The organism is Dyella sp., from assembly GCF_035486915.1.
Lineage (GTDB): Bacteria > Pseudomonadota > Gammaproteobacteria > Xanthomonadales > Rhodanobacteraceae > Dyella_B.
In genome coordinates, this window is sequence record NZ_DATHMR010000159.1 from 34,066 (window position 1) to 54,050 (window position 19,985).

Consider the following 19,985-nt stretch of genomic DNA (forward strand, 5'->3'; position numbering starts at 1 on the left):
GATCCTCATGCGCTCACCATCATGAATTTGCCTGGTGCATCGGGATTGGGCACGAACCAGGTCGGCTTGCCTTCCGCGTCCTTGCCCAGGCGCGCGCCGGCGACGGGTGGCCTGTTCGCATCGAGCGAACGGGTTTCGGTGTTCTTGCGACGGGGTAGAAACTCGGCTTCCTGCAGTTCGAGCACCGATTCCTTGAACGCCTTGGCGATCGCCACGAAGTCTTCTTCGCGATGCGCCGTGGTAAAGAAGCAAGGGAAATTGTCGAGGATATGGATGCCGCGGCTGCGCATCATCGCAAACAGCAAATCTTGCAGCGGATGGTCTTCCTGGAAGTTGGTCTTCCATACCGACGCAAAGTGCGTCACCTTGATCGGCGCGCCCACGCCGGTGCAGAACGTATTGAGCTCTTCGGCTAGCGAGGTCGTGCGTGCATTGAGCTGTTCCTGCAGCGATGCACCCGCTGTCTTCAGGTGATCGAGCACGGCATGCGCGGCTGCCAACGCCAGCGGGTGACGCACGAAGGTACCGGCGAAGTAAGTGACGCCGACGGTTGGAATCGAGTCGTCGCCGAATTGCCAGCCACCGCCATCGAGCGCGTCCATGAACTTGCGTTTGCCTGCAATGACGCCGATCGGGAAGCCGCCGCCGACCACCTTGCCATAAGAAGCCAGGTCGGCGTCGATGCCGAGCACAGCCTGAGCCCCACGCGGATGCGAGCGGAAGCCGGTGACCACTTCGTCGAAGATGAGCAGGGCGCCGGCATCGGCAGTGATCGCCCGCAATTCCTGCAGGAATTCTCGCGGCTGGAAATCGGGCCGACGACTCTGTACCGGCTCGACCAGCACTGCGGCAATCGTCGAAGCGCGCTCGCGGATAATGGCGAGCGATTCGGGTGTGCCGTAGTCGAGCACGAGCACATTCTCGGAGGTGTTGCGCAGAATGCCGGGTGCGGCCGGTACCGAGCGTAATTTCTTCGTGCCGCGCACGATCACTTCATCGAAGATGCCGTGATACGAGCCGGTAAAGATCACCAGCGTATCGCGGCCGGTGACAGTGCGCGCCACACGAACGGTTCCCATCACCGCTTCGGAACCGGTATTGCACAATGCCGCGCGATCGAATCCGGTGAGCTCGCAGATCTGCTTGGCGACGACGCCGGCCAGCGGATGCTGCGGGCCGATCTCGTAGCCGGCATCGAGTTGTTTGCGTACCGCATCCAAGACGAAGTCCGGCTGCCAGCCGAACAAGTTCATGCCGAAGCCGTTCAGCGCATCGACGTATTCGTTGCCATCCAGGTCCCACACTTTCGAGCCCTTGGAACGATCGACCACGATCTGGTAGATCATTTCTTTCAGCAGCGGACGGAATCCGTTGACAACCCGCGGATCGGCCAAGTGCGGACGATGTTCCTGGGTATATTCCTTCGACCGCCGCGTGCGCTCGATGTAGCGGCGCATAAATGCATCGAGGCGGACGCGTTGGCGCCCGGTCAGCTCGGTTGCGCTGGAATGGATGCGTGCGATCGCACCGAACGCCTTTTTTACGTCGTAAGTCGTATGCGCAAGCGCGGCTTCCTCGTCGGGCGGCGTATCGGCTGAGGATACGGTCGTCTGTGCCACGACGGGCGGGAGCGGTGCGGTAGCCGGTGTTGCGACCGGCGGTGGCGCCGCGACCATCGCTGCCGGCGTGCCCGCCTGCGCGAGCAATGCCAATTGCTGCTGCATGATCAGCATTTGTTGCTGGATCACGTCCTGTATCAATCCACCGTTCGCGGGCTGGGACATAAGCGGTACCTGACTTATTGCGGCGACGGAAGTAGTCGGCGTCGTCGCCACGGCTACATCGCTGGTTGCAGCGGCGGCCACCGTTTCCGGCGGCAGCAATCGATCGATGTGCTGCGCAAGACTTTCGAAGGAGGAGCACGATTCCATCAACTCGCGGAAGGTGATCTTCAATGCGAAGGTCTTTTGCAGTTGCAGAGCCACCTGGGTGAGCGACAGCGAATCGAGGCCGAGTTCGACGAAATGCGTGGCCGGATCCACACCCTCGAACTCGGTGCCGGCCACGTCTTCGAATAACGCACTGAGTTGAGTGATCAGACGCGTGGCGCGCCCGGACGTAGCAGGTGAGGCAGCGGCCATGGCGGCCTCCGGAATAAGGGTGGATGGTGTAATCGTTGTAGCGATGAGATCCGTGCGCACCGGAAGCGTGACAACGTTCGATACCGCTGCAACCGGTACTGAGGCGATCGCTGATGGTGCGTCGATCCAATGGCGCTTGCGCTCAAAGGGGTAGGTCGGCAGGCGCACGCGATGTTTACGTTGCCGTTGATCCAACTGATCGACGGCCAGATCGACACCGTTAGACCACAATTGTCCAACAGCATCGAGCCACGCCGCACGTTCGTTCGACGGCATATCCGCCAGCGAGGCCAGCACAAGCCTGCCGCGACTCTGCGGATGCTGCCGCGTCAACAGGCTGAGCGTTGTACGGGGTCCTGCTTCGAGGAATGCGTATTGCGAATTCGCAAGCAGGCTTTGCAGCGCAGTGGAAAAACGTACAGTGCCGCGCAGATGCCGTGTCCAATAGTCGACCGAGGTCGCCTCCTTGTCGCTCAGCATGTCGCCGGTCAACGTCGAGGCAATCGGTATACGTGGCGCTGACAATGCGATGTGGCTGACTTCCTGCTGGAATGCCTCCAACGCAGGATCCATCATGGAAGAATGGAAAGCGTGCGACGTGTGCAGCATCCGGCAAGCGATACCGGCTTGCTCAAGCTCGGCCTGAAATGCCTGTATAAGCGGTGTCTCGCCCGACACGACACACGCGTTCGGAGCGTTTTCTGCAGCGAGCGATAACGTGGCCGGAAGACGGGCCGTCAATTGCGCGGCATCCAGGCGCACCGACAGCATCGAGCCACTCGGAAGCGCCTGCATCAAGCGGCCGCGGCGGGCTACCAGGCGTGCGCCATCGGCAACGCTCATTACGCCGGCGATCACCGCCGCGACGAATTCGCCCACGCTATGGCCAATCATGGCGACGGGTGCGACGCCGTAGCTCATCCATAGACGTGCAAGTGCATATTCCATGGCAAAGATGGCCGGCTGGGTCAGTCCGGTTGCGCGCAGTGCATCCGCATCGTCGGCAAATAACCGCTCGCGCAAATCGAAGCCGAGTTCATCGCGCAGGATCAGCGCGCATTCGTCGAGCGCCGCGCCGAACGCCGGTTCCGTTTGATAGAGCTCACGCCCCATGCCTGCGTATTGCGAGCCTTGACCGGGAAACATGAAGACGATGCCCGGTGCAGGATTGAGCGCAGTCTTCGAGGTCAGCGATTGCGCCAAGTCACGTAGTCGTTTCGCCGCATCTTCTGCGCCATCGGCAACAATATGAATGCGTTGCACGAAAACTTTTCGTCCTTTGCATAGCGTCCAGGCGACGTCGGCAAGCCGGATATCGGGTTGTGCTGCGAGATGCTCGCCCAGTTGTGCAACGGAATGGCTGAGTGCCGCATCGCTGCGCGCAGAAAGCAATAGCAACTGAGGACCGCTGACGGCATCGGAGGGTTCGCGCAGCGGCGGCTCTTCGAGAATGATGTGCGCATTGGTGCCGCCAACACCGAACGAGCTTACGCCAGCGCGCAGCGGACCGCCTTCGAACGTCCACGCGCGCAAGGTATCGTTGACGAAGAACGGCGAGTTAACGAGGTCGAGTTTCGGGTTGTTGGCGCGAAAGTGCAGCGATGGCGGCAAGCGCCGTTCGGTCAAGGAGAGCGCTGTCTTGATCACGCCAGCCGCACCGGCCGCCATGACTAAGTGCCCCACGTTACTTTTGACGGAGCCGATCGCGCAGACGCCACGCTCGCTGGTGTTTTGTTGAAACGCCTGCGTCAAACCTTCAATCTCGATGGGATCGCCCAGCGGTGTGGCCGTGCCGTGGGTTTCCACATAGGAAATCGTGCTCGCTTCCACCCCGGCGTTCTCCAACGCCATCGTGATCACGGCAGCTTGTCCAGCACTGCTTGGCGCAGTGAAGCTCGCTTTGACTCCGCCATCATTATTAATCGCACCGCCGCGTATGACCGAGTAGATCGGGTCTCCGTCGCGCAAGGCATCGGGAAGTCGCTTCAATAAAACAACGGCGGCGCCATCGCTGAATACAGTGCCTCGTGCGTCGATATCGAAACTGCGCGTGTGCCCATCCGGGGACAACATCGAGCCTTCCTGCGACACATACCCGCTACGCGGCGGACAGGTAATCGACGAACCGCCGGCAAGCGCCATGTCGCAGTGACCCGCGCGCAAGGCATCGAAGGCTTGGCAGATGGCGACCAGCGATGTGGAGCATGCGGTATTCATGCTGATCGCCGGGCCGGTGAGGTTGAGTTTGTGCGCTATGCGTGTGGCGAGATAGTCCTTTTCATTGCTTAGCATCACCTGGAATGCGCCGAGCTTTTCGACCAGGTCCGGCCGGGTGCTGATATGGCGCTGGAAATACGTCGCGTTATGCATCCCGCCAAAGACGCCCACCGGCAGCTCCTGCTCGTCCGGAACATAACCGCCGCGCTCCAGGCATTCCCAGCACAGTTCGAGGAAGATTCGCTGCTGCGGATCCATCAGTTCCGCTTCGCGTGGCGACATGCCGAAAAACGCAGCGTCGAAATCTTCCACGCCATCGACAATGCCGCGTGCAGCGACGTAGGCCGGATCGTTGCGCTGTTCGGCCGGAATGCTGGGGTCGAGCTGGTCAGCGCCAAAAAAGGTAATCGACTCGCGACCGGCGCAGAGATTGTCCCAGAACGCCTCGACATCCTTCGCACCAGGGAAGCGGCCGGCCATCGCAATGATGGCAACCGGTTCGGCCGCACTTGAAGCGTGATGACGCGAGAGGCGTGAAGCAAGCGCGGTGCGTGCGACACCGTGCTCGATCATCGCAGCGAGTGCCGCGGGCGTCGGCGTGCCGAAAAAGGCCGCTATCGTGGGTACCGTCGACGCCAGCTCGCTATGAATGCGTGCCACTGTACGTACGGCGAGCAGCGAGTTGCCGCCGAGGTCGAAGAAATGATCGTTGCGGCCGACTTGGTCCAGGCCGAGTACATCGGCGAACAGTTCGCAAAGTCGCTGCTCGGTCTTTCCGATCGCCGGTACATAAACATCGGCGAGTTCGGGCCGACTGTTGTCCGGAGCGGGCAGGGCGCGGCGATCGAGCTTGCCGTTAGTGGTGACCGGTAGCGCATCCATCGCGATATAGATGGATGGCACCATGAAATCGGGCAACGTATGCGCGAGTTGATCGTGCAATGCGCGCGCGGTCACCGATGCGTCATCGGCAACGTAATACGCCACCAGGCGCTTGTGCCCGGGGCGGTCTTCGCGAACCAGCACGGCGCATGCGCGCATGCCGGGTTGACGCTGCAGAGACGCCTCGATTTCGCCGATTTCGATCCGGTAGCCGCGCATCTTGATCTGGCCATCGGCCCGGCCGACGAACTCGATGACGCCCTGCGGCAACCAGCGCACAAGGTCGCCCGTGCGATACAGGCGCTCGTCGCCCTCGCCCAACCGAAGGGTGACGAAACGCTCGGCGGTCAAGTCGGCGCGCGCCAGATAACCACGCGCCACGCCCGCGCCACCGATATACAGCTCGCCGATGACGCCCATCGGCACCGGTTCACCACAGCTGTTCAGCACATAGAGCGTGGTATTGGCGATCGGGCTACCGATGGGGATCGAGCGGCTATCAGCGCTGATATCGCGCGGTATGCGATACGTCGTGGCGAACGTGGTGCATTCAGTCGGGCCGTAGCCGTTGAAGATGGTGACGTCGGGCAATGCTGCATAAGCCTTGCGCACATGTGCGACAGACAACGCTTCGCCGCCGATCAGCAGTTGCCTGAGGCCACGCAATTTGTGCGCATTTTCTTCGACGATGGCGTTGAACAGCGCGGCCGTGAGCCATGCAATGCGCGCACCGTGGCGTTCGATAGTGTCTTCAAGGCCGCAACCAGTGGGAATTCGTTCGTCGTGCACAATGCAGGTGCCGCCGTTGAGCAGGGCTCCCCATATCTCCAGCGTCGAAGCATCGAAACCAAGTGGCGCGGCGTGCAATACGCGGGGGTGGTCACCGAGATCGATATAGGTCACATCGCGTACCAATCGAATGATCGATTGATGAGTGATCTCGACACCTTTGGGCGTACCGGTCGAGCCGGACGTATACATCACATAGGCGAGCGCGTCGCCATCGATAGAACGTGGCTGATATACCGACGTCTCCCCTTGCAGCTGTTCGAGTTGCACGACGGGTATCTGGACGCCGGGTAACGCCGGCGCATCGGCGCCGACAATGATCAAAGCCGCATGCGCGTCGTTGATGAGGAAGGCGAGGCGCTCTGCGGGATAGCTACGGTCGAGTGGGAGATAGGCCGCACCTGCTTTGAGAATGCCCAGGATGGCAATCAGCGCTTCGACGGAACGATCGAGCAATAACGCGACCGGTGCTCCGATGTCGACCCCGGCTGCGATCAAGCCTGCCGCGACGCAATCGGAGCGCGCATCGAGTTCGGCATACGAAAGCGTGAGATGAAGCGACTCGATCGCTGGCGAGTCGGTATGCCGACCGGCTTGCTGTGCGAACAGACCATGGACGGTATCGGCACGACGGCGCGATATAGCCGTGGCATTCCATTCGAACAACATGCGGCGACGTTCGTCGGGATCGACTACATCGATCAACGACAAATCACCGTCGGAGGGGCTGCACAGCTCGGTGAGCGCGCGCGCGACCGCGGCGTAAAGCAAGTCAATCGCGACGGCATTGAGCGGCGCCCGGAACGTGACTTCGAGCTTGGTAGCAGATGTATCCACATTCCAGCGACTGTTGATGGTGCCGATCACGTCGTCGCATGGAAGCTCTGCATTGGCCGGATGAGGATCGTCGCTGACCATCCACGCGGCGCTGCCATGAATTGGCGATGCGGTATCTAGCGACAAACAGAACGCTTGAAGCCACGCGTTACGTGCACCCGCACGAGGCACGTCGATCGGAAGCTGTTTCGACCCATTCGCATCGACACGGCTGGCGAGAATGGTCTGCGCACCGGTGAACCGCGATTCGACCAGCGCCAATGCCGCACACAAGATCGTCGCTCCGCTCACCGCGTGTCGCTGCGCTGTTTCGTTGACTGCCGCGGCGAGGGATTCAGCAAGTGCGTATTCACCGCGCATCCAGCCGGGCGGGCAAATGCTCGCCTGGGACGGCAATACGTCGAATAACGAGCTGCCTTCAGCCACACCATCCTGGGATTTGGCTACGCATGTGTTCATGAGGCTTTCGCGATCTCCATGTCGGTGATAGCCGCCGTAGATTCTGTTACGTGATATCGATCAATCGGCCACCGCATAGGCACTTGGATGCGCCAGCGATGGACAGGCAGGTGGACGGCTGCCGACCCCGCGCGCGGCGACTAGAGCGGATGCAGTGGCATAGGTCAGCGTGTCGACCAGGGGGCGTTTGCCCACCGGAACCGGTTTGATGCCTTTGCGGTAGAGAAAGTCGTTCATCACGTGCCGCATGGCATTGCGTCGCGTCGCTGCGGTGCTATAGGTCAAGCTGATGGTGATCGACGGCTCATCGGTGGTTTCAACCATATGAGGGCACGTGATCGGCATGTAGACGCCCATGCCAGGACCGAGGGTGAAGACGCGCGCGCGTTCGCGGAACGATTCGTTCCACTTCACCAATTCGAGATCGTGGCGCGCATGGAACACGTCGCGTGCACGCTCGCTGCATACTTCGGTGTCGCTGGCGTCCCAGACGTAAACTCTCTTGGTACCGCGAACCTGCAGCAAAATGCCGTGATTGCGATCGATATGAAACGGCGTGACGGTGCGCGGCGACGCCACGAAAATCCAACCGGCCCGGTAATGCATGCCCGGGTCTTTGCGCTCGATCAATGGCTGGATCGGATCCATCGCCAGGTTGACCAGGCCGCGGTAGGTCGGATCGTCCTGCACGTGACGCAGCAGCATCCACGCCTTCGCGTCGTTGATGCCTTGCAGCGTGTCGGCGGCAGATTTGCGATTGGGATACAAGCGGCCGACATCATCGAAGTTGGCATCGGCCCCAGCTTCGTTATTGAACGTAAACAGCCGCGTGCTGCCCTGGAAGCGCTTGCCCAGCGCCACCAATTGATCGGGCTGCAACAGAGGATGATCGGATAGCCGATGGCGCACATCCTGGATGCGCCATGGATCGAAGTTGTCCCAATCGAAATCGATAAGTGCCGCTGCACTGGTGTTCATGATTTCAAACCTCCCCGTCATACGAAAAGTTGGCGCAGCAAGTAACTATTCTTTGCGCCGACACATCGCGTATGTCGTCCGCAACGTCGCTGTTTTAATGGACGCAGCGGTCTTTCGATGCCAATGCTGACGTTGCTACGTCAGTCCCTAACGGATTCCCCGTTTGTGTTTTCCATGTTGTTCAACTTGCCGGCGCACCAAAAATTGAAAGACGCAGAGCCAGCACACCAATTCATTTGGACTGAAACGCTAACAACCACAAAATGGCGCCTTGCGCAGGCGCACCTGCCCAGCTGACGTTATAGGTACCTGCGGCAGCGACCTGTTTGTACGCCACTGCACATTGCACGCCGCTGTTATCGGGAAGCATTAGATAGCTGTCGATGACGGCGAACCCGTTATTGGGCACGGCCGTCATGCGTTTGACTCCACCATCGCCCCACCAGACAGCGATCAGCGTGGCCGGACCCGTTGTGGTCACGTTCCCGCTGGTCAACCGAAGACCGGTGGGTGCGTAGTTCTGACTTACATCCTGCAAGACGCCCGCGTGCCTGATTTCGATAAACGGAATGGAGATTTCGCCCTCTGCGTTGCCGTCCTTGACGAAGTGGATGGTGTGATCCGGACCGCCTTTGGCATCGAGCACCACATAGGCTTTGACGTTGAAGCGGTCGCCGTAGCCATTGCCAAACGGCACCGCATTGCCCAGCTGTTTCCAGCGATTGCCGTAGCTGTCTTTGGGGGCGGAGGCGTTACTCAAGTAACCGCCATTGAAAACGATCAACGAGCTGTCACGGGGCTGTGTTGTGATCGGATCGGTGACGACCGGGCTGACTCCGAGTCCTTCGGACTGGGTCTGCAAGGTATGGGCCCCGAGCGAAGACGATAGGGCGGGCAGGTTTGAGACGCCGGGCACTGACTGAGCCAGGGCCGCTCCGGGACCTGCAATCAGAAGCGCGGCAACAGTGGTTCCGCGGCAATAAGCAGCAACGTACTCGCGATAGCCCGGCATGGGGCACCCCCTACCACAGGATTTAGATTCTGAGAACTACGTCACACTAAGTCAAGTGCAAAATGTGCTTGCGATACCTCCGGTCCTGCGCGAGGCTAGGGCGGGGGCCGCCGCGGTCGCCCCAGTCGTCAGGCGTGTGCGGAACCACCATGCAACAGGGGAAAAGGCGTGGTTAACGAGATCGATTTTCTCGACCTGTACCGGCAGCTGCGGGTAAGCCCCGACTGCGGCCTGCAGGAATTCAAGCAGGCTTATCGCCGCCAGGTATCCACGCTGCATCCAGACGGCAAACCACAGGGCTATCCCCGTACGCGCATACAGCGGCTGCAACAGCTCAATGCCCAATATGAAGCGGCGATGGAGTTTCAGCGACTTCATGGTCGCCTGCCCGGAGCAGCGCCACCGGCACGAGCCGTCACGCCACGCAGGGAGAATCCGCCGCCGCACGCATCATCGCCGGCACCTTCCAACGCGCGACCACGTCCGAATCTGAAATGGCTGATACCGATTGCACTGGTCGCGATCGGGATTTTGTTTTGGGGCGTATCCGCCGTGGTTCCGCAGCCGGACGGGACTGCCGACAACGCCACTAACGACAATGATGCCGGCCCTGCCGATGTGTCGGTTGCGCCGATGCTGGCAGTGGGCATGTCGAAGGAAAATGTGCGTGCCATCGAGGGCGATCCCGTCGCGATGCATGATGATCTGTGGGAGTACGGACCATCGTGGGTGCGTTTCGATCACGGTTCGCTGGTCGATTGGTACAGCTCGCCGTTGCACGCGCTGAAAACGACTCGCACACGCCCCTCTGCTGCGCGCAATTGATCAGCGCGCACCGCGATTGAACAAGACGACTTCCACAGTCTCGATCAGGATCAGCATGTCCAACAGCAAATTGTGATTTTTTACATAAAAAAGGTCGTATTTGAGCTTTTCGGCGGCGTCTTCTTCTGACGCGCCATACGGGTAGCTCAATTGCGCCCAGCCAGCGAGGCCCGGTTTCAGGCAGTGGCGCAGGCTGTAGAAAGGAATCTTTGCGGCCAGATCGGCAACAAACTGCGGCCGCTCGGGACGTGGACCGACGATGCTCATTTCGCTCTTGAGTACGTTCCATAGCTGGGGCAGTTCGTCGAAGCGCAACTTGCGGCAAATACGACCGACGCGTGTCACTCGATCATCGTGCTTACTGGCCCAGCGCGCTACGCCATCGCGTTCGGCATCGGTGCGCATGCTGCGGAATTTCAACAGCCAAAAGGTTTTACCGTCTTCGCCGACACGTTCCTGCCGATAAAAGATGGGTTGACCGGGACCCGACTCCAGCCGAATCGCCAGCGCCACCGCCAGCATTATCGGCCAGCACAGCAACAGCAGCGTTATGGCGGCCATCACGTCGAAACAGCGTTTGCTCAGTCTATGCAGCGGCGTGGCATTGAAACCGCTGGAGAAAACCAGCCACGAGGGCTCCAGCCACGACAATTGCACGCGTCCGGATTCACGCTCAAAGAATGTAGTGAGGTCGGTAATCATCACGCCCGCTTGCCGGCATTGCAGCAAGCCGTCCATCGGCAGTCTGCCGCGGCGATCGTCCACGCCCACCACAATTTCGTTGATTTGTTCGCGCTTGACCAGGGCAACCAGTGGAACGTCCATGGCAAGCACATGCTCTGCGGGAACGGCAGATTCCTCGCCGTGGGTGGGTACATAGCCAACGATGGTAAAACCGCGGCGATCCGAGCGCCGGCGCATGCGATTGTGAATTTGCGCGGCGCGCTGGCCAGTACCGAGAATCAATACGCGCGGTTTGAGCGATTCGATCCCCACCAAGCGCATAAAAAGCAGGCGAAAGGCTATGACCGCCAGAAAGCCGATGACTAGCGCAATACCCAGCACGCCGCGACCGACATACGCTTGCGGCACGATGTAATAGCCGATGATCAGCAATAAACCGCCGATGACGAACGCAACGGCTTGTCGTGCCACAGCACCCAGCCAGGTCGTACGCAGATGCATGCGGTATTCGCCGAGCGCGGCCATGCCAAGCAGAATGACGGACGCAAAGATAAAAGATCGCAGCGGCAAGTGATGCGAAAACTCGGCCAGTTCGTCCGCGTCACGGAAATAACGAAGATACATAGCCAAATGCAGTGACGCTGCAAGCAAAAGCAATTCGGTGACACCGAATAGCAGTAACCAGCGCACCGTTTGACGGCGCAGAAAGCGAAGCATTTGGATCCCCCTTCACGCCATGTCCTTATAAGCGGACTCCGAAACTACGCTCTTTTTATGACGGTGTCGACGTCCATTTAGGCTGCCATTTTTTAATCGGGGGAGGCATGTATACAGGTTGTTACATGCTTGATACACATCGGCGATATCGCGTCGGATGATGTGCATGTGAAATCGCCATCGCCCTGCTTTTGGTCCGGATCAATCCCTTCCGAGATGCGCTTTTATATTGCTTCGGACAGAGCGCTCGTACGCAATTGTGTACGCAGTTGATCGGCGAGTCGCAAGCTCAAGGCGATGATCGTGAAGGTCGGGAACGCCCAGCCACCCGTTGGAAACACGGAGCTTCCGGCAATATGCAGATTGTCTAAGCCGTGCACGCGACATTGCTGGTCGACGACACCTTGTTGCGGATCGTCGGACATGCGCGTCGTGCCCAGATGATGAGCAGTCGTATGAACCTGGGCGGTTGCGCTGTCATCCTCGCTCAACCACGCTGCGGGCTGGTAGGTTCCGCCGCATGCACCGGCAAGCTCTGCGCCGAAAAGCGCCGCCGCAGTGCGGTAGGTATAGCGATCCAGTGCGGTTAGCCGCCAGTCGACGCAGACCTTGGGCAAGCCCAGCACGTCGCGTTCTTCGGCGAGCGCGACACGGCTATCGGGATTGGGCGCCTGTTCAAAATATCCGATCAGTTCGACCCGGTTGCTGCGCACGGTAGGCTTGCTGCCAAGTTTTTGCAGCATGGCTTTGGCGATATCCACAGATCCCAGTCCAACGCGTAACGCCAGCAACGCCTTGTTGTCGCTGCGTACGCGTGTATCGTCATCATTGGACGGCGCGTTTTTCAGCGCAGCACATAAGCGCGCTTCCAATAACGCATTTTCATCCTGCACGGTTGGCCGCAACGCGGCACGGAAATCGCGCAAAGATCGAATACCTTGCGGCACGGCGCCTTCCACTGCAAAAGGATGCACGCGTCCATTCAAGATGCGGTGCGCTTGTTGAAATGCAGGCGACAAGGCGATTTCAGGAAATGCGGGTGCGGGGCCTTTGCCTAGATTTCGATCGTAAGGTCGCGTAAGCCGTTCCGGTGTATCGGTGATGATCGCGCCCATGCTTCCGCAGGGATGATCCATGAAATAACGGCCTACGAGATCGTATTCGTTACCTAGACCGCGTGGCAAAACAGAATTGGATAGCAGCAGCATGCGCGCATTTTCAATGCCGCCGCAGGCAAGCACATAGTGCCGTGCCCGGACGACACCTTTGCGTCCATCGACAGTGCCGATGCGTGCATAGCGAATCGCAGCGCCACTGGCCGACGCGTGGAGTTCAAGCAAGTTGGCGTGCAATAAAACCGTGATATTCAGCGCGCTTTTCAGCTCAGATCGATACGCGTTACCGAACAGAATCGGGCTGCGTGCAAACACCGGGTTGATCAGCTTATCGGCGTCGAACGAGATCGGACTGCGCGCGACTTCGGTCAGAAAAGAGCCGTCGGTAAACGGGTGCGCTTCAATCTGACAATACTCGCGCGCGCGTTCGTAATAAGGTTTCAGCTCGTCGTAGGCGATGGGCCAGCCGCTATGCGGCACCCATTGGCGTTCGTCCAAATCGTGTTTGCCCAGTGGAATGCAGCCGCCGCCCCACAGATTGCAACTACCGCCAAATACGCGCATGCGCGAGGTGCCTGCATCAAAGGGCACCGGGCCGATCGACGTGCCTTCATACAGGGTTTGGCTTTGTTCTTCGCCGGTGGCGCCTCCGCCTTCGACCAAGCACACGGTTATCGATGTGCCGATGAAATGCCGCGCGATGGCAATGCCGGCGGCGCCAGCGCCGACGACGCATACGTCTACGTCGAAGTCGGTTTTGGCCGAGCTATCCAGATAATCGATGATCACTACGCCCCCAGATGCTCACGTTAGCGTGCTACTGCGAGCTGCTTAAACTACTCGCGGTAGTAGTCCCGATACCAGCTTACGAAGTTGGCGATACCCGTGGCTACGGAAATTTTCGGCGCATAGCCCACTGACTGTATCAGTTCTGTTACATCCGCTTCGGTATCGGGCACATCGCCGGCTTGTAGCGGAAGCATCTCCATCCGCGCTTTGCATCCCAGGCATTGCTCCAGCACCTCGATGTAATGAAGCAACTCCACCGGTTGTTCGTTGCCGATGTTGTACAGCCGATACGGTGCCACGCCGCTGCTGGCTGGATCGGGTGCGTCACCATTCCAGTCAGCGTTTTTACCCGGCACCTTATCCAAAGTGCGCACGACGCCTTCGGCGATATCGTCGATATAAGTAAAGCTGCGCTTGTGTTTGCCGTGGTTGAAAACCTTGATCGGTTCCCCGGCTAGCATGGCTTTGGTGAACAGAAATAGCGCCATGTCCGGGCGCCCCCATGGCCCGTAAACCGTAAAGAATCGCAGGCCCGTGCTGGGAATGCCATACAAGTGCGCATAACTATGCGCCATCTGTTCGTTGGCTTTTTTGGTCGCGGCGTAGAGCGTGAGCGGGTGTTCAGTCGATTGGTGCTCGGAGAAGGGCATGGCCGTGTTGGCGCCATAGACCGAACTTGTCGAGGCAAACACCAGGTGTTCCACAGAATGTTGTCGGCAGCCTTCGAGAATATGCAAAAAACCCGTGACATTGCTGGCAACGTAAATATGTGGATTTTCTGCGGCATAACGCACACCCGCCTGCGCGGCGAGGTTGATCACGCGTTGCGGCTTATGCGTGGCGAAAGCGCTTTCCACGGCGGCGCGATCGGCGAGATCGGCATGAATGTGCGTATAGCGCGGATGTTCGATAAATCGCGCAAGGCGCGCTTTTTTCAAACCGACATCATAGTAATCGTTGAGGCTATCGAAGCCGATGACGTGGTCGCCGCGTTCAAGCAGCTTGAGCGCGACATGCGAACCGATAAAACCGGCGGTGCCGGTAACGAGCACTTTCATGGCATGACATCCTATTCAAAGGCGTCCATCGACTGCTTCGCGCGGAAGCACGTATTTCACGTCATAGATCACCGATGACGGCTTGCCAAAGGCGCGTATGCCTTCCACGCCCATCGCGACAAATTCCCGATGCCCGACCGCGATGATGACCGCGTCATAGTCGCCAGCCCGCGGTTGGGCCACCGGTGTGATCGCGTACTCGTGTTCGGCTTCGGCAGCGTTGACCCATGGATCATGGATATCGACCTGCGCGTTGTAACCACAAAGCGCTTTCAAAATATCGACCACACGGGTGTTGCGCAGGTCGGGGCAGTTTTCCTTGAATGCGAGACCCAACATCAGAATACGGGCGTTCACCGGGTTGATACCTTTGCACACCATCAAGCGGATCACTTCGCCGGCGATATAAGGGCCCATGCTGTCGTTGGTGCGTCGCCCGGCAAGAATGACATCCGGGTGATGCCCGACTTCTTGCGCCTTGTGCGTGAGGTAATACGGATCGACACTGATGCAATGGCCGCCGACGAGGCCGGGCCGAAAGGGCAGGAAGTTCCACTTTGTGCCGGCTGCCTGCAGTACTTCAAGCGTATCGATACCCAGCTTATTGAACAGAATCGCCAGATCGTTGATTAGCGCAATATTGAGATCGCGCTGAGTGTTCTCGATCACCTTGGCCGCCTCAGCTACCTTCAGTGAACTGGCTTTATGCGTGCCAGCGGTGATCACCGACCCATACAGACGATCGACGAAATCCGCCGTTTCCGGGGTCGAGCCGGAGGTAACTTTGAGAATGTTGGTGACGCGATGGTGTTTGTCGCCCGGATTGATGCGTTCGGGGCTATAGCCGGCGAAGAAGTCACGGTTGTAAACAAGTCCGGACACCTTTTCGAGGATCGGAATACAGACCTCCTCGGTGCAGCCTGGGTACACGGTCGATTCGTAGACCACCACATCGCCGACCGTCAGTACCTTGCCAAGCGTTTCGCTAGCCTTGATCAACGGCGTGAGGTCAGGGCGCTTGGCGTTGTCGATCGGTGTCGGTACGGTAACGATATAAGTATTGCGATCGGCCAGATCGGCCAGATCGGCACTGAAGCGCAATCGCGTGGCGGAGGCCAGCTCATTGGCGTCGACCTCCAGCGTGCTGTCGCGACCGGCACGCAGTTCCTCGATACGCGTTCTATTGATGTCGAAACCGACAGTGTCGTAATGCTTGCCAAACTCCGCGGCCAGCGGCAGGCCTACATAACCGAGTCCGATGATGGCGAGCTTGGTGTTTTCCAGATTCCGCATACGAACTTCCTGGTGGTTGGTACTTTCCGGGACGGAATGAGTCGGCCCCCAGCCCGCGCAGTTGACACTAGTATCGGACCGCCTGCAACTCCGCTATGGGTCGTTGCCCTGGTCGCGCTTATACGTTCTTGCAGATCCGGGCGTTCGAACACTACCGCAGCGAGAACGCCCTAGCTATGGCTTCTTCAGGTCGAGGGGTATCCATGAAGGCATAAGGTGTTGGCTTACCGAGCGCAGTGACACGCATGATCAAGGCACGGCGCATCACCATAGCCCGTCACCGCATGGTTTTTATTGTAGAACTCGCATGCGAGAGCCGCTCAGACCAGGCTCCCTCTGCCATAGATATAGAAATCGGCGAGTGAGCCCGTGTCGTTGTCCCCGGTGTAGGGATAACGATTGGGTATATGCCGGAGCAGTCGCCAGCCCGGCGCATTCGCACGCACCCATCGACTGAACTGGCGGTGGCGCACATGCGCGATCTGCGCCTGCGCTTCGTCTTTATCGGACGAATAGATCACAACATAATCCCGCGCTGCGCCAAACAAGGTACGCATGTACGTTTCGTACACCTCGTCCTCGGTCAGGTGATAGATCACATCCAGCGATAGCGCGAGCTGGGCCGTCTGCCCCGTGTAGTCGTGCACCAGCATGAACGACTTGCTGGCATCGCTGGCGAAACGTTCGGTGCAGCCTTCGATCGCATGCGGGCTAACGTCCAAGCCGAGATAGGACGGATATCTGGCCAGCGCCAATTGGTTGCCATCGCCGCAGCCAAACTCGATAACGTCACGAATATCGTGAGTGGCGACGAAGTCGTTCAGCACTTCCGCCTTGAATTCAGCGAGGCGGCTATACGAACCTGCGCCGGAGTTACCGCCTTCGCGATATCGCGCGATCCAATAATCCTCCGAACCGTGGAAGGGTTTGGGGGGATTGAGCCATCGCCGGTATACGCTGCGTGCAACGGGACCGATGACGGGAATTCGCTTGATGAGGTCTTTCATGGCAGCGCTCCTGCAACGTGAAGTTTCGTTTTGTCGTCTAGCTAGTTGCCTGAGCCCAGGCTTCGGCGCTGAACATCAGTTGCTTCTTTTGAATGGTGTGCGTGTCAAATAGTTGCACAACGGCGGACGCACAGCACATCGATGAGAACACTGCACGCGGCTGCATTCTGTGCATCGACGCAGGTGGTGAATGCATCGAACCCGCCGTTTTCACTGTGCCGCCACAATTGCTTTCATACCACGTCGCCGTGCTGCGCGGCACCGATATCGATCAACCATGCAATCCGCGTAGTCTGTGACGATGGAGTGATCGATCTAGTTTGTGCATGAGATTTTGATAAATATAAATCCATCGTAAATCGTAATTGCTTGCATTCATCTGACGACATATCTGTCGAATAGATATGTCTATACCTAGTGCGGAACCTACGTGTAGAGCGCGTGGAAAGCGCTTTATGTCGCACCGATGTCACGCGCACATGTGTGATGTTGCTACATCGTGTCAATGGCTAATCGTTTCACTAAGGTTCACTGACTGGCAATTCGATCATGCAATGATTGATGAGGCTTCGATATCTTGCATTGGCGACACTGTCCCTGTTTGAGATGACGTGCATCACAGTTGTCGTGTGAGTACCCAGACACAATGCGGGCGGTATTCAAGTCGGTGTGTTTTAAGTCGATGTGTCCCAAGTCGATGTGTTCGGTTCATCCTCGTGTGGTAACAATCCTTTCAGTTTTTGGAGATCGTCCAGCCAAGCATTGCTAGTAGCGCGATTCTGGAATCCATTCAGGCATGTGATTTCCAGATCGGACAGGGGGGCTTTAATCACCGGCGTCTTCAAATGGCGTCGATTAGCCTACGTCCGGGAGTTTGCCAGCATCGTGTTCAAGCAAGTATTGGTCGTCTGTATGGGCAACATCTGCCGCAGTCCCGCGGCCGAATACCTTTTCCAGGATCGGATGCGCGCGCGCGGCATTCAGTCATGCAGTGCGGGGCTCGACGCGCTGGTCGGCACTCCGATGGACGCAACCGTCCTGCAGCTTCTCAATGAAAGCGGTGTCGATGGTACGTCGCATCGCGCCCATCAACTCACGTCTTCCATGTTGCTTCAGGCCGATCTCGTACTTGGCATGGAAAAGAAGCATGTCGACGCGATGGTTCAGCTTGCGCCCGAGGCGCGTGGCAAGGTTTATCTGCTCGACAAATGGTTGGGTGGGCGCGACGTTCCTGATCCCTACGGTCAATCACGATCCGTATTCGAGCGCGTGTACGAAATGATCATGGGCGGCGTCGATAGTTGGGCGGCTTACTTGTGATTCCTTTTTTCCTCCATGTGTTGGAGTGATCGCTCGCATGTTCACTACTCAAATACCTTTGCAGCGTGATGGTGGTGAGATTGATCTGAGCGACATGCTCGGCACGCTGAAAGACAACAAGTGGCGAATCATCATCATCATCGCGGTATTCGTCGCACTTAGCGTGATCTACGCATTGATGGCAACGCCGATCTATCAGGCTAGCGCGATGGTGCAGGTCGAGCAGAAGGTGCCGGATCTGCCGGGGTTGAGCGCGCTCAGCCAGACATTGAGCGCTGAAAGCCCAGTCGCGACGACGGAATCGGATCTGATCACGTCACGCATGGTCGTCGGCGCCGCGGTGAACAAGCTCAACCTCACGATTCAAGCCAGTCCGCACCGGTTTCCGTTGCTTGGTAATTTCTTCGCCCATTATTACGCTGCAAAAAATCCCGGCAAGGTCGCGCCTGCTCTATTCGGCTTGGCCGGCTATGACTGGGGCGGTTCAAAGCTGGATATCTTTCAGTTGGATGTTCCCGACGACCTGCTGGATAAACCACTGCAATTGACCGCCGGTGAAGGCGGTGTCTATGTTTTGCAGGATGACGACGACAACGTCCTCGTTATCGGTCGGACAGGGCAATCGTCCAGCGGCCACGGTGTGACCATGCAGGTCAAAACGTTGGCTGCCAATCAAGGCACGCGCTTCCGCGTCTTTCGCCACCGCGACTTGACGGTGATTAATAGCCTGCAGAAAAAAATCGACGTCAAGGAAGAGGGCAAAGACTCCGGCATCCTCCGGATGACCTATAACAATCCGGACCCGAAGCTCGCTGCCAATCTACTCGAACAAGTGGGCGAGCTTTACGTTCGGCAAGATGTCGATCGCAATTCCGCAGAAGCGACGAACAGTCTGAAGTTTGTGAAGGAGCAGCTTCCGAATGTACGTATGGAATTGGAGAAAGCGACGGAAGCGCTCAATGCTTTTCAGAACCAGGCACATTCTGTCGATGTGAATCTGCAGACGCAGAGCTTGCTGAATCAGAACGTTTCCATCGAAACAAACCTCGAGCAATTGCGTCTGCAACAGGCGGATATGCAACGCCAATTTACGCCTGAGCATCCAGCGTATAGATCGTTGATGAAGCAGATAGGCGAATTGGAAGGTCAAAAAGCGTCGATCGACAAGCAAATCGGTGGCTTGCCGGATACGCAGAAGACGCTATTGAAGCTCAACAGCGATGTGCAGGTGAGCAATCAAACCTATCAAAATTTGCTGAACCAGGCTCAGCAGTTGGATATCGCTCGGGCGGGCACCGTTGGCAATGTACGTATCGTCGATAACGCGGCGGTGGATATTACCGATCCGGCTTGGCCGAAAAAACTTATCGTGGTGCTTGGAGGCGCCGTACTCGGTGGCGTCGTCGCCATCATGTATGTCTTCATCCGGCAGGTGCTCAATCGCGGCATCGAGGACCCCGCTGTCATCGAGAATCTTGGCTTGCCGGTGTATGCCACCATCCCAGTCAGTTCACGTGAAGTTGCGCTCGAAGGCAAGCGAAGTCGTGGAGATACCAGGCAACACTTGCTTGTTACAGATGCACCTGCAGATCTCGCTGCCGAAGCTTTGCGAAGTTTGCGAACCAGTCTGCATTTCGCGCGCCTGGAAGCAAAAAACAATGTGCTGATGATCTCCGGCGCAAGCCCGGGTACGGGAAAAACCTTCGTCTCTGCCAATCTTGCTGCAGTGGTGGCGCAAAGCGGGCAAAGGGTTTTGCTGATCGATGGCGATCTACGTATGGGTTCGCTGCACTCGGTTTTGGGTGGCAAGGCCGATGTCGGTCTTTCGGAATTGATTTCCGGTCAGGCCGAGTTGGTAGATG

At 58.2% G+C, this 19,985-nt stretch carries 12 protein-coding genes; 4 read left to right on the forward strand and 8 right to left on the reverse strand.

Translation table 11 applies throughout. The annotated features are described in order from the left end of the window. Positions 1-5 precede the first annotated feature (5 nt). From VK725_RS12630 to VK725_RS12640, 3 genes are all read right to left on the reverse strand, one after another. Positions 6-7,325, reverse strand: a complete 7,320-nt coding sequence (locus VK725_RS12630) for a polyketide synthase (RefSeq protein ID WP_325318410.1) — start codon at positions 7,323-7,325, stop codon at positions 6-8. Between the two features lie 60 nt (positions 7,326-7,385). Next, positions 7,386-8,303 carry a cupin-like domain-containing protein gene (locus tag VK725_RS12635; protein WP_325318411.1) on the reverse strand — a complete coding sequence of 306 codons (918 nt, stop codon included), beginning with the start codon at positions 8,301-8,303 and terminating at the stop codon, positions 7,386-7,388. Between the two features lie 232 nt (positions 8,304-8,535). After that, positions 8,536-9,165, reverse strand: coding sequence for a hypothetical protein (locus VK725_RS12640; protein ID WP_325318412.1), 630 nt, complete (start codon positions 9,163-9,165; stop codon positions 8,536-8,538). Between the two features lie 318 nt (positions 9,166-9,483). Here VK725_RS12640 and VK725_RS12645 point away from each other — a divergent pair, with 318 nt between their 5' ends. Continuing rightward, complete coding sequence (locus VK725_RS12645) at positions 9,484-10,140, forward strand: J domain-containing protein (RefSeq protein WP_325318413.1); 657 nt, start codon at positions 9,484-9,486, stop codon at positions 10,138-10,140. Here the strand turns inward: VK725_RS12645 and VK725_RS12650 are convergent, their stop codons facing one another. The 5 genes from VK725_RS12650 to VK725_RS12670 all read right to left on the reverse strand — a co-directional run bounded on the left by VK725_RS12650 (position 10,141) and on the right by VK725_RS12670 (position 16,803). Next, complete coding sequence (locus VK725_RS12650) at positions 10,141-11,541, reverse strand: TIGR03013 family XrtA/PEP-CTERM system glycosyltransferase (protein WP_325318414.1); 1,401 nt, start codon at positions 11,539-11,541, stop codon at positions 10,141-10,143. Between the two features lie 224 nt (positions 11,542-11,765). Then, positions 11,766-13,445: a GMC oxidoreductase gene (locus VK725_RS12655; protein ID WP_325318415.1), complete on the reverse strand. Its 1,680-nt coding sequence runs from the start codon at positions 13,443-13,445 to the stop codon at positions 11,766-11,768. A 47-nt stretch (positions 13,446-13,492) separates the two neighbouring features. After that, positions 13,493-14,503 (reverse strand): NAD-dependent epimerase, encoded by a 1,011-nt coding sequence (locus tag VK725_RS12660; protein WP_325318416.1) that lies wholly within the window; start codon positions 14,501-14,503, stop codon positions 13,493-13,495. Between the two features lie 15 nt (positions 14,504-14,518). Next, on the reverse strand, positions 14,519-15,796 hold the full coding sequence (gene tviB / locus VK725_RS12665; protein ID WP_325318417.1) for a Vi polysaccharide biosynthesis UDP-N-acetylglucosamine C-6 dehydrogenase TviB: 1,278 nt from the start codon (positions 15,794-15,796) through the stop codon (positions 14,519-14,521). A gap of 320 nt (positions 15,797-16,116) precedes the next feature. Beyond that, on the reverse strand, positions 16,117-16,803 hold the full coding sequence (locus VK725_RS12670) for a class I SAM-dependent methyltransferase (protein WP_325318418.1): 687 nt from the start codon (positions 16,801-16,803) through the stop codon (positions 16,117-16,119). Positions 16,804-16,904: 101 nt separating this feature from the next. Between VK725_RS12670 and VK725_RS12675 the strand changes: the two genes are divergently transcribed. The 3 genes from VK725_RS12675 to VK725_RS12685 all read left to right on the forward strand — a co-directional run. Continuing rightward, the gene (locus VK725_RS12675; protein ID WP_325318419.1) at positions 16,905-17,102 is read left to right on the forward strand and encodes a hypothetical protein; all 198 of its coding nucleotides are present in this window, start codon (positions 16,905-16,907) and stop codon (positions 17,100-17,102) included. Between the two features lie 586 nt (positions 17,103-17,688). Then, a complete protein-coding gene (locus VK725_RS12680; RefSeq protein ID WP_325318420.1) occupies positions 17,689-18,123 on the forward strand; it encodes a low molecular weight protein-tyrosine-phosphatase in 435 nt (144 codons plus the stop codon). Between the two features lie 37 nt (positions 18,124-18,160). Next, positions 18,161-19,985: GNVR domain-containing protein (locus VK725_RS12685; protein ID WP_325318421.1), on the forward strand; the 1,825-nt coding region annotated here is incomplete at its 3' end.

Bases quoted from the DNA above. Each gene is read 5' to 3' on its own strand.
- VK725_RS12670 (WP_325318418.1), bottom strand. From the start codon at position 16,803: ATGAAAGACCTCATCAAGCGAATTCCCGTCATCGGTCCCGTTGCACGC.
- VK725_RS12630 (WP_325318410.1), bottom strand. From the start codon at position 7,325: ATGAACACATGCGTAGCCAAATCCCAGGATGGTGTGGCTGAAGGCAGC.
- VK725_RS12635 (WP_325318411.1), bottom strand. From the start codon at position 8,303: ATGAACACCAGTGCAGCGGCACTTATCGATTTCGATTGGGACAACTTC.
- VK725_RS12660 (WP_325318416.1), bottom strand. From the start codon at position 14,503: ATGAAAGTGCTCGTTACCGGCACCGCCGGTTTTATCGGTTCGCATGTC.
- VK725_RS12650 (WP_325318414.1), bottom strand. From the start codon at position 11,541: ATGCTTCGCTTTCTGCGCCGTCAAACGGTGCGCTGGTTACTGCTATTC.
- tviB (WP_325318417.1), bottom strand. From the start codon at position 15,796: ATGCGGAATCTGGAAAACACCAAGCTCGCCATCATCGGACTCGGTTAT.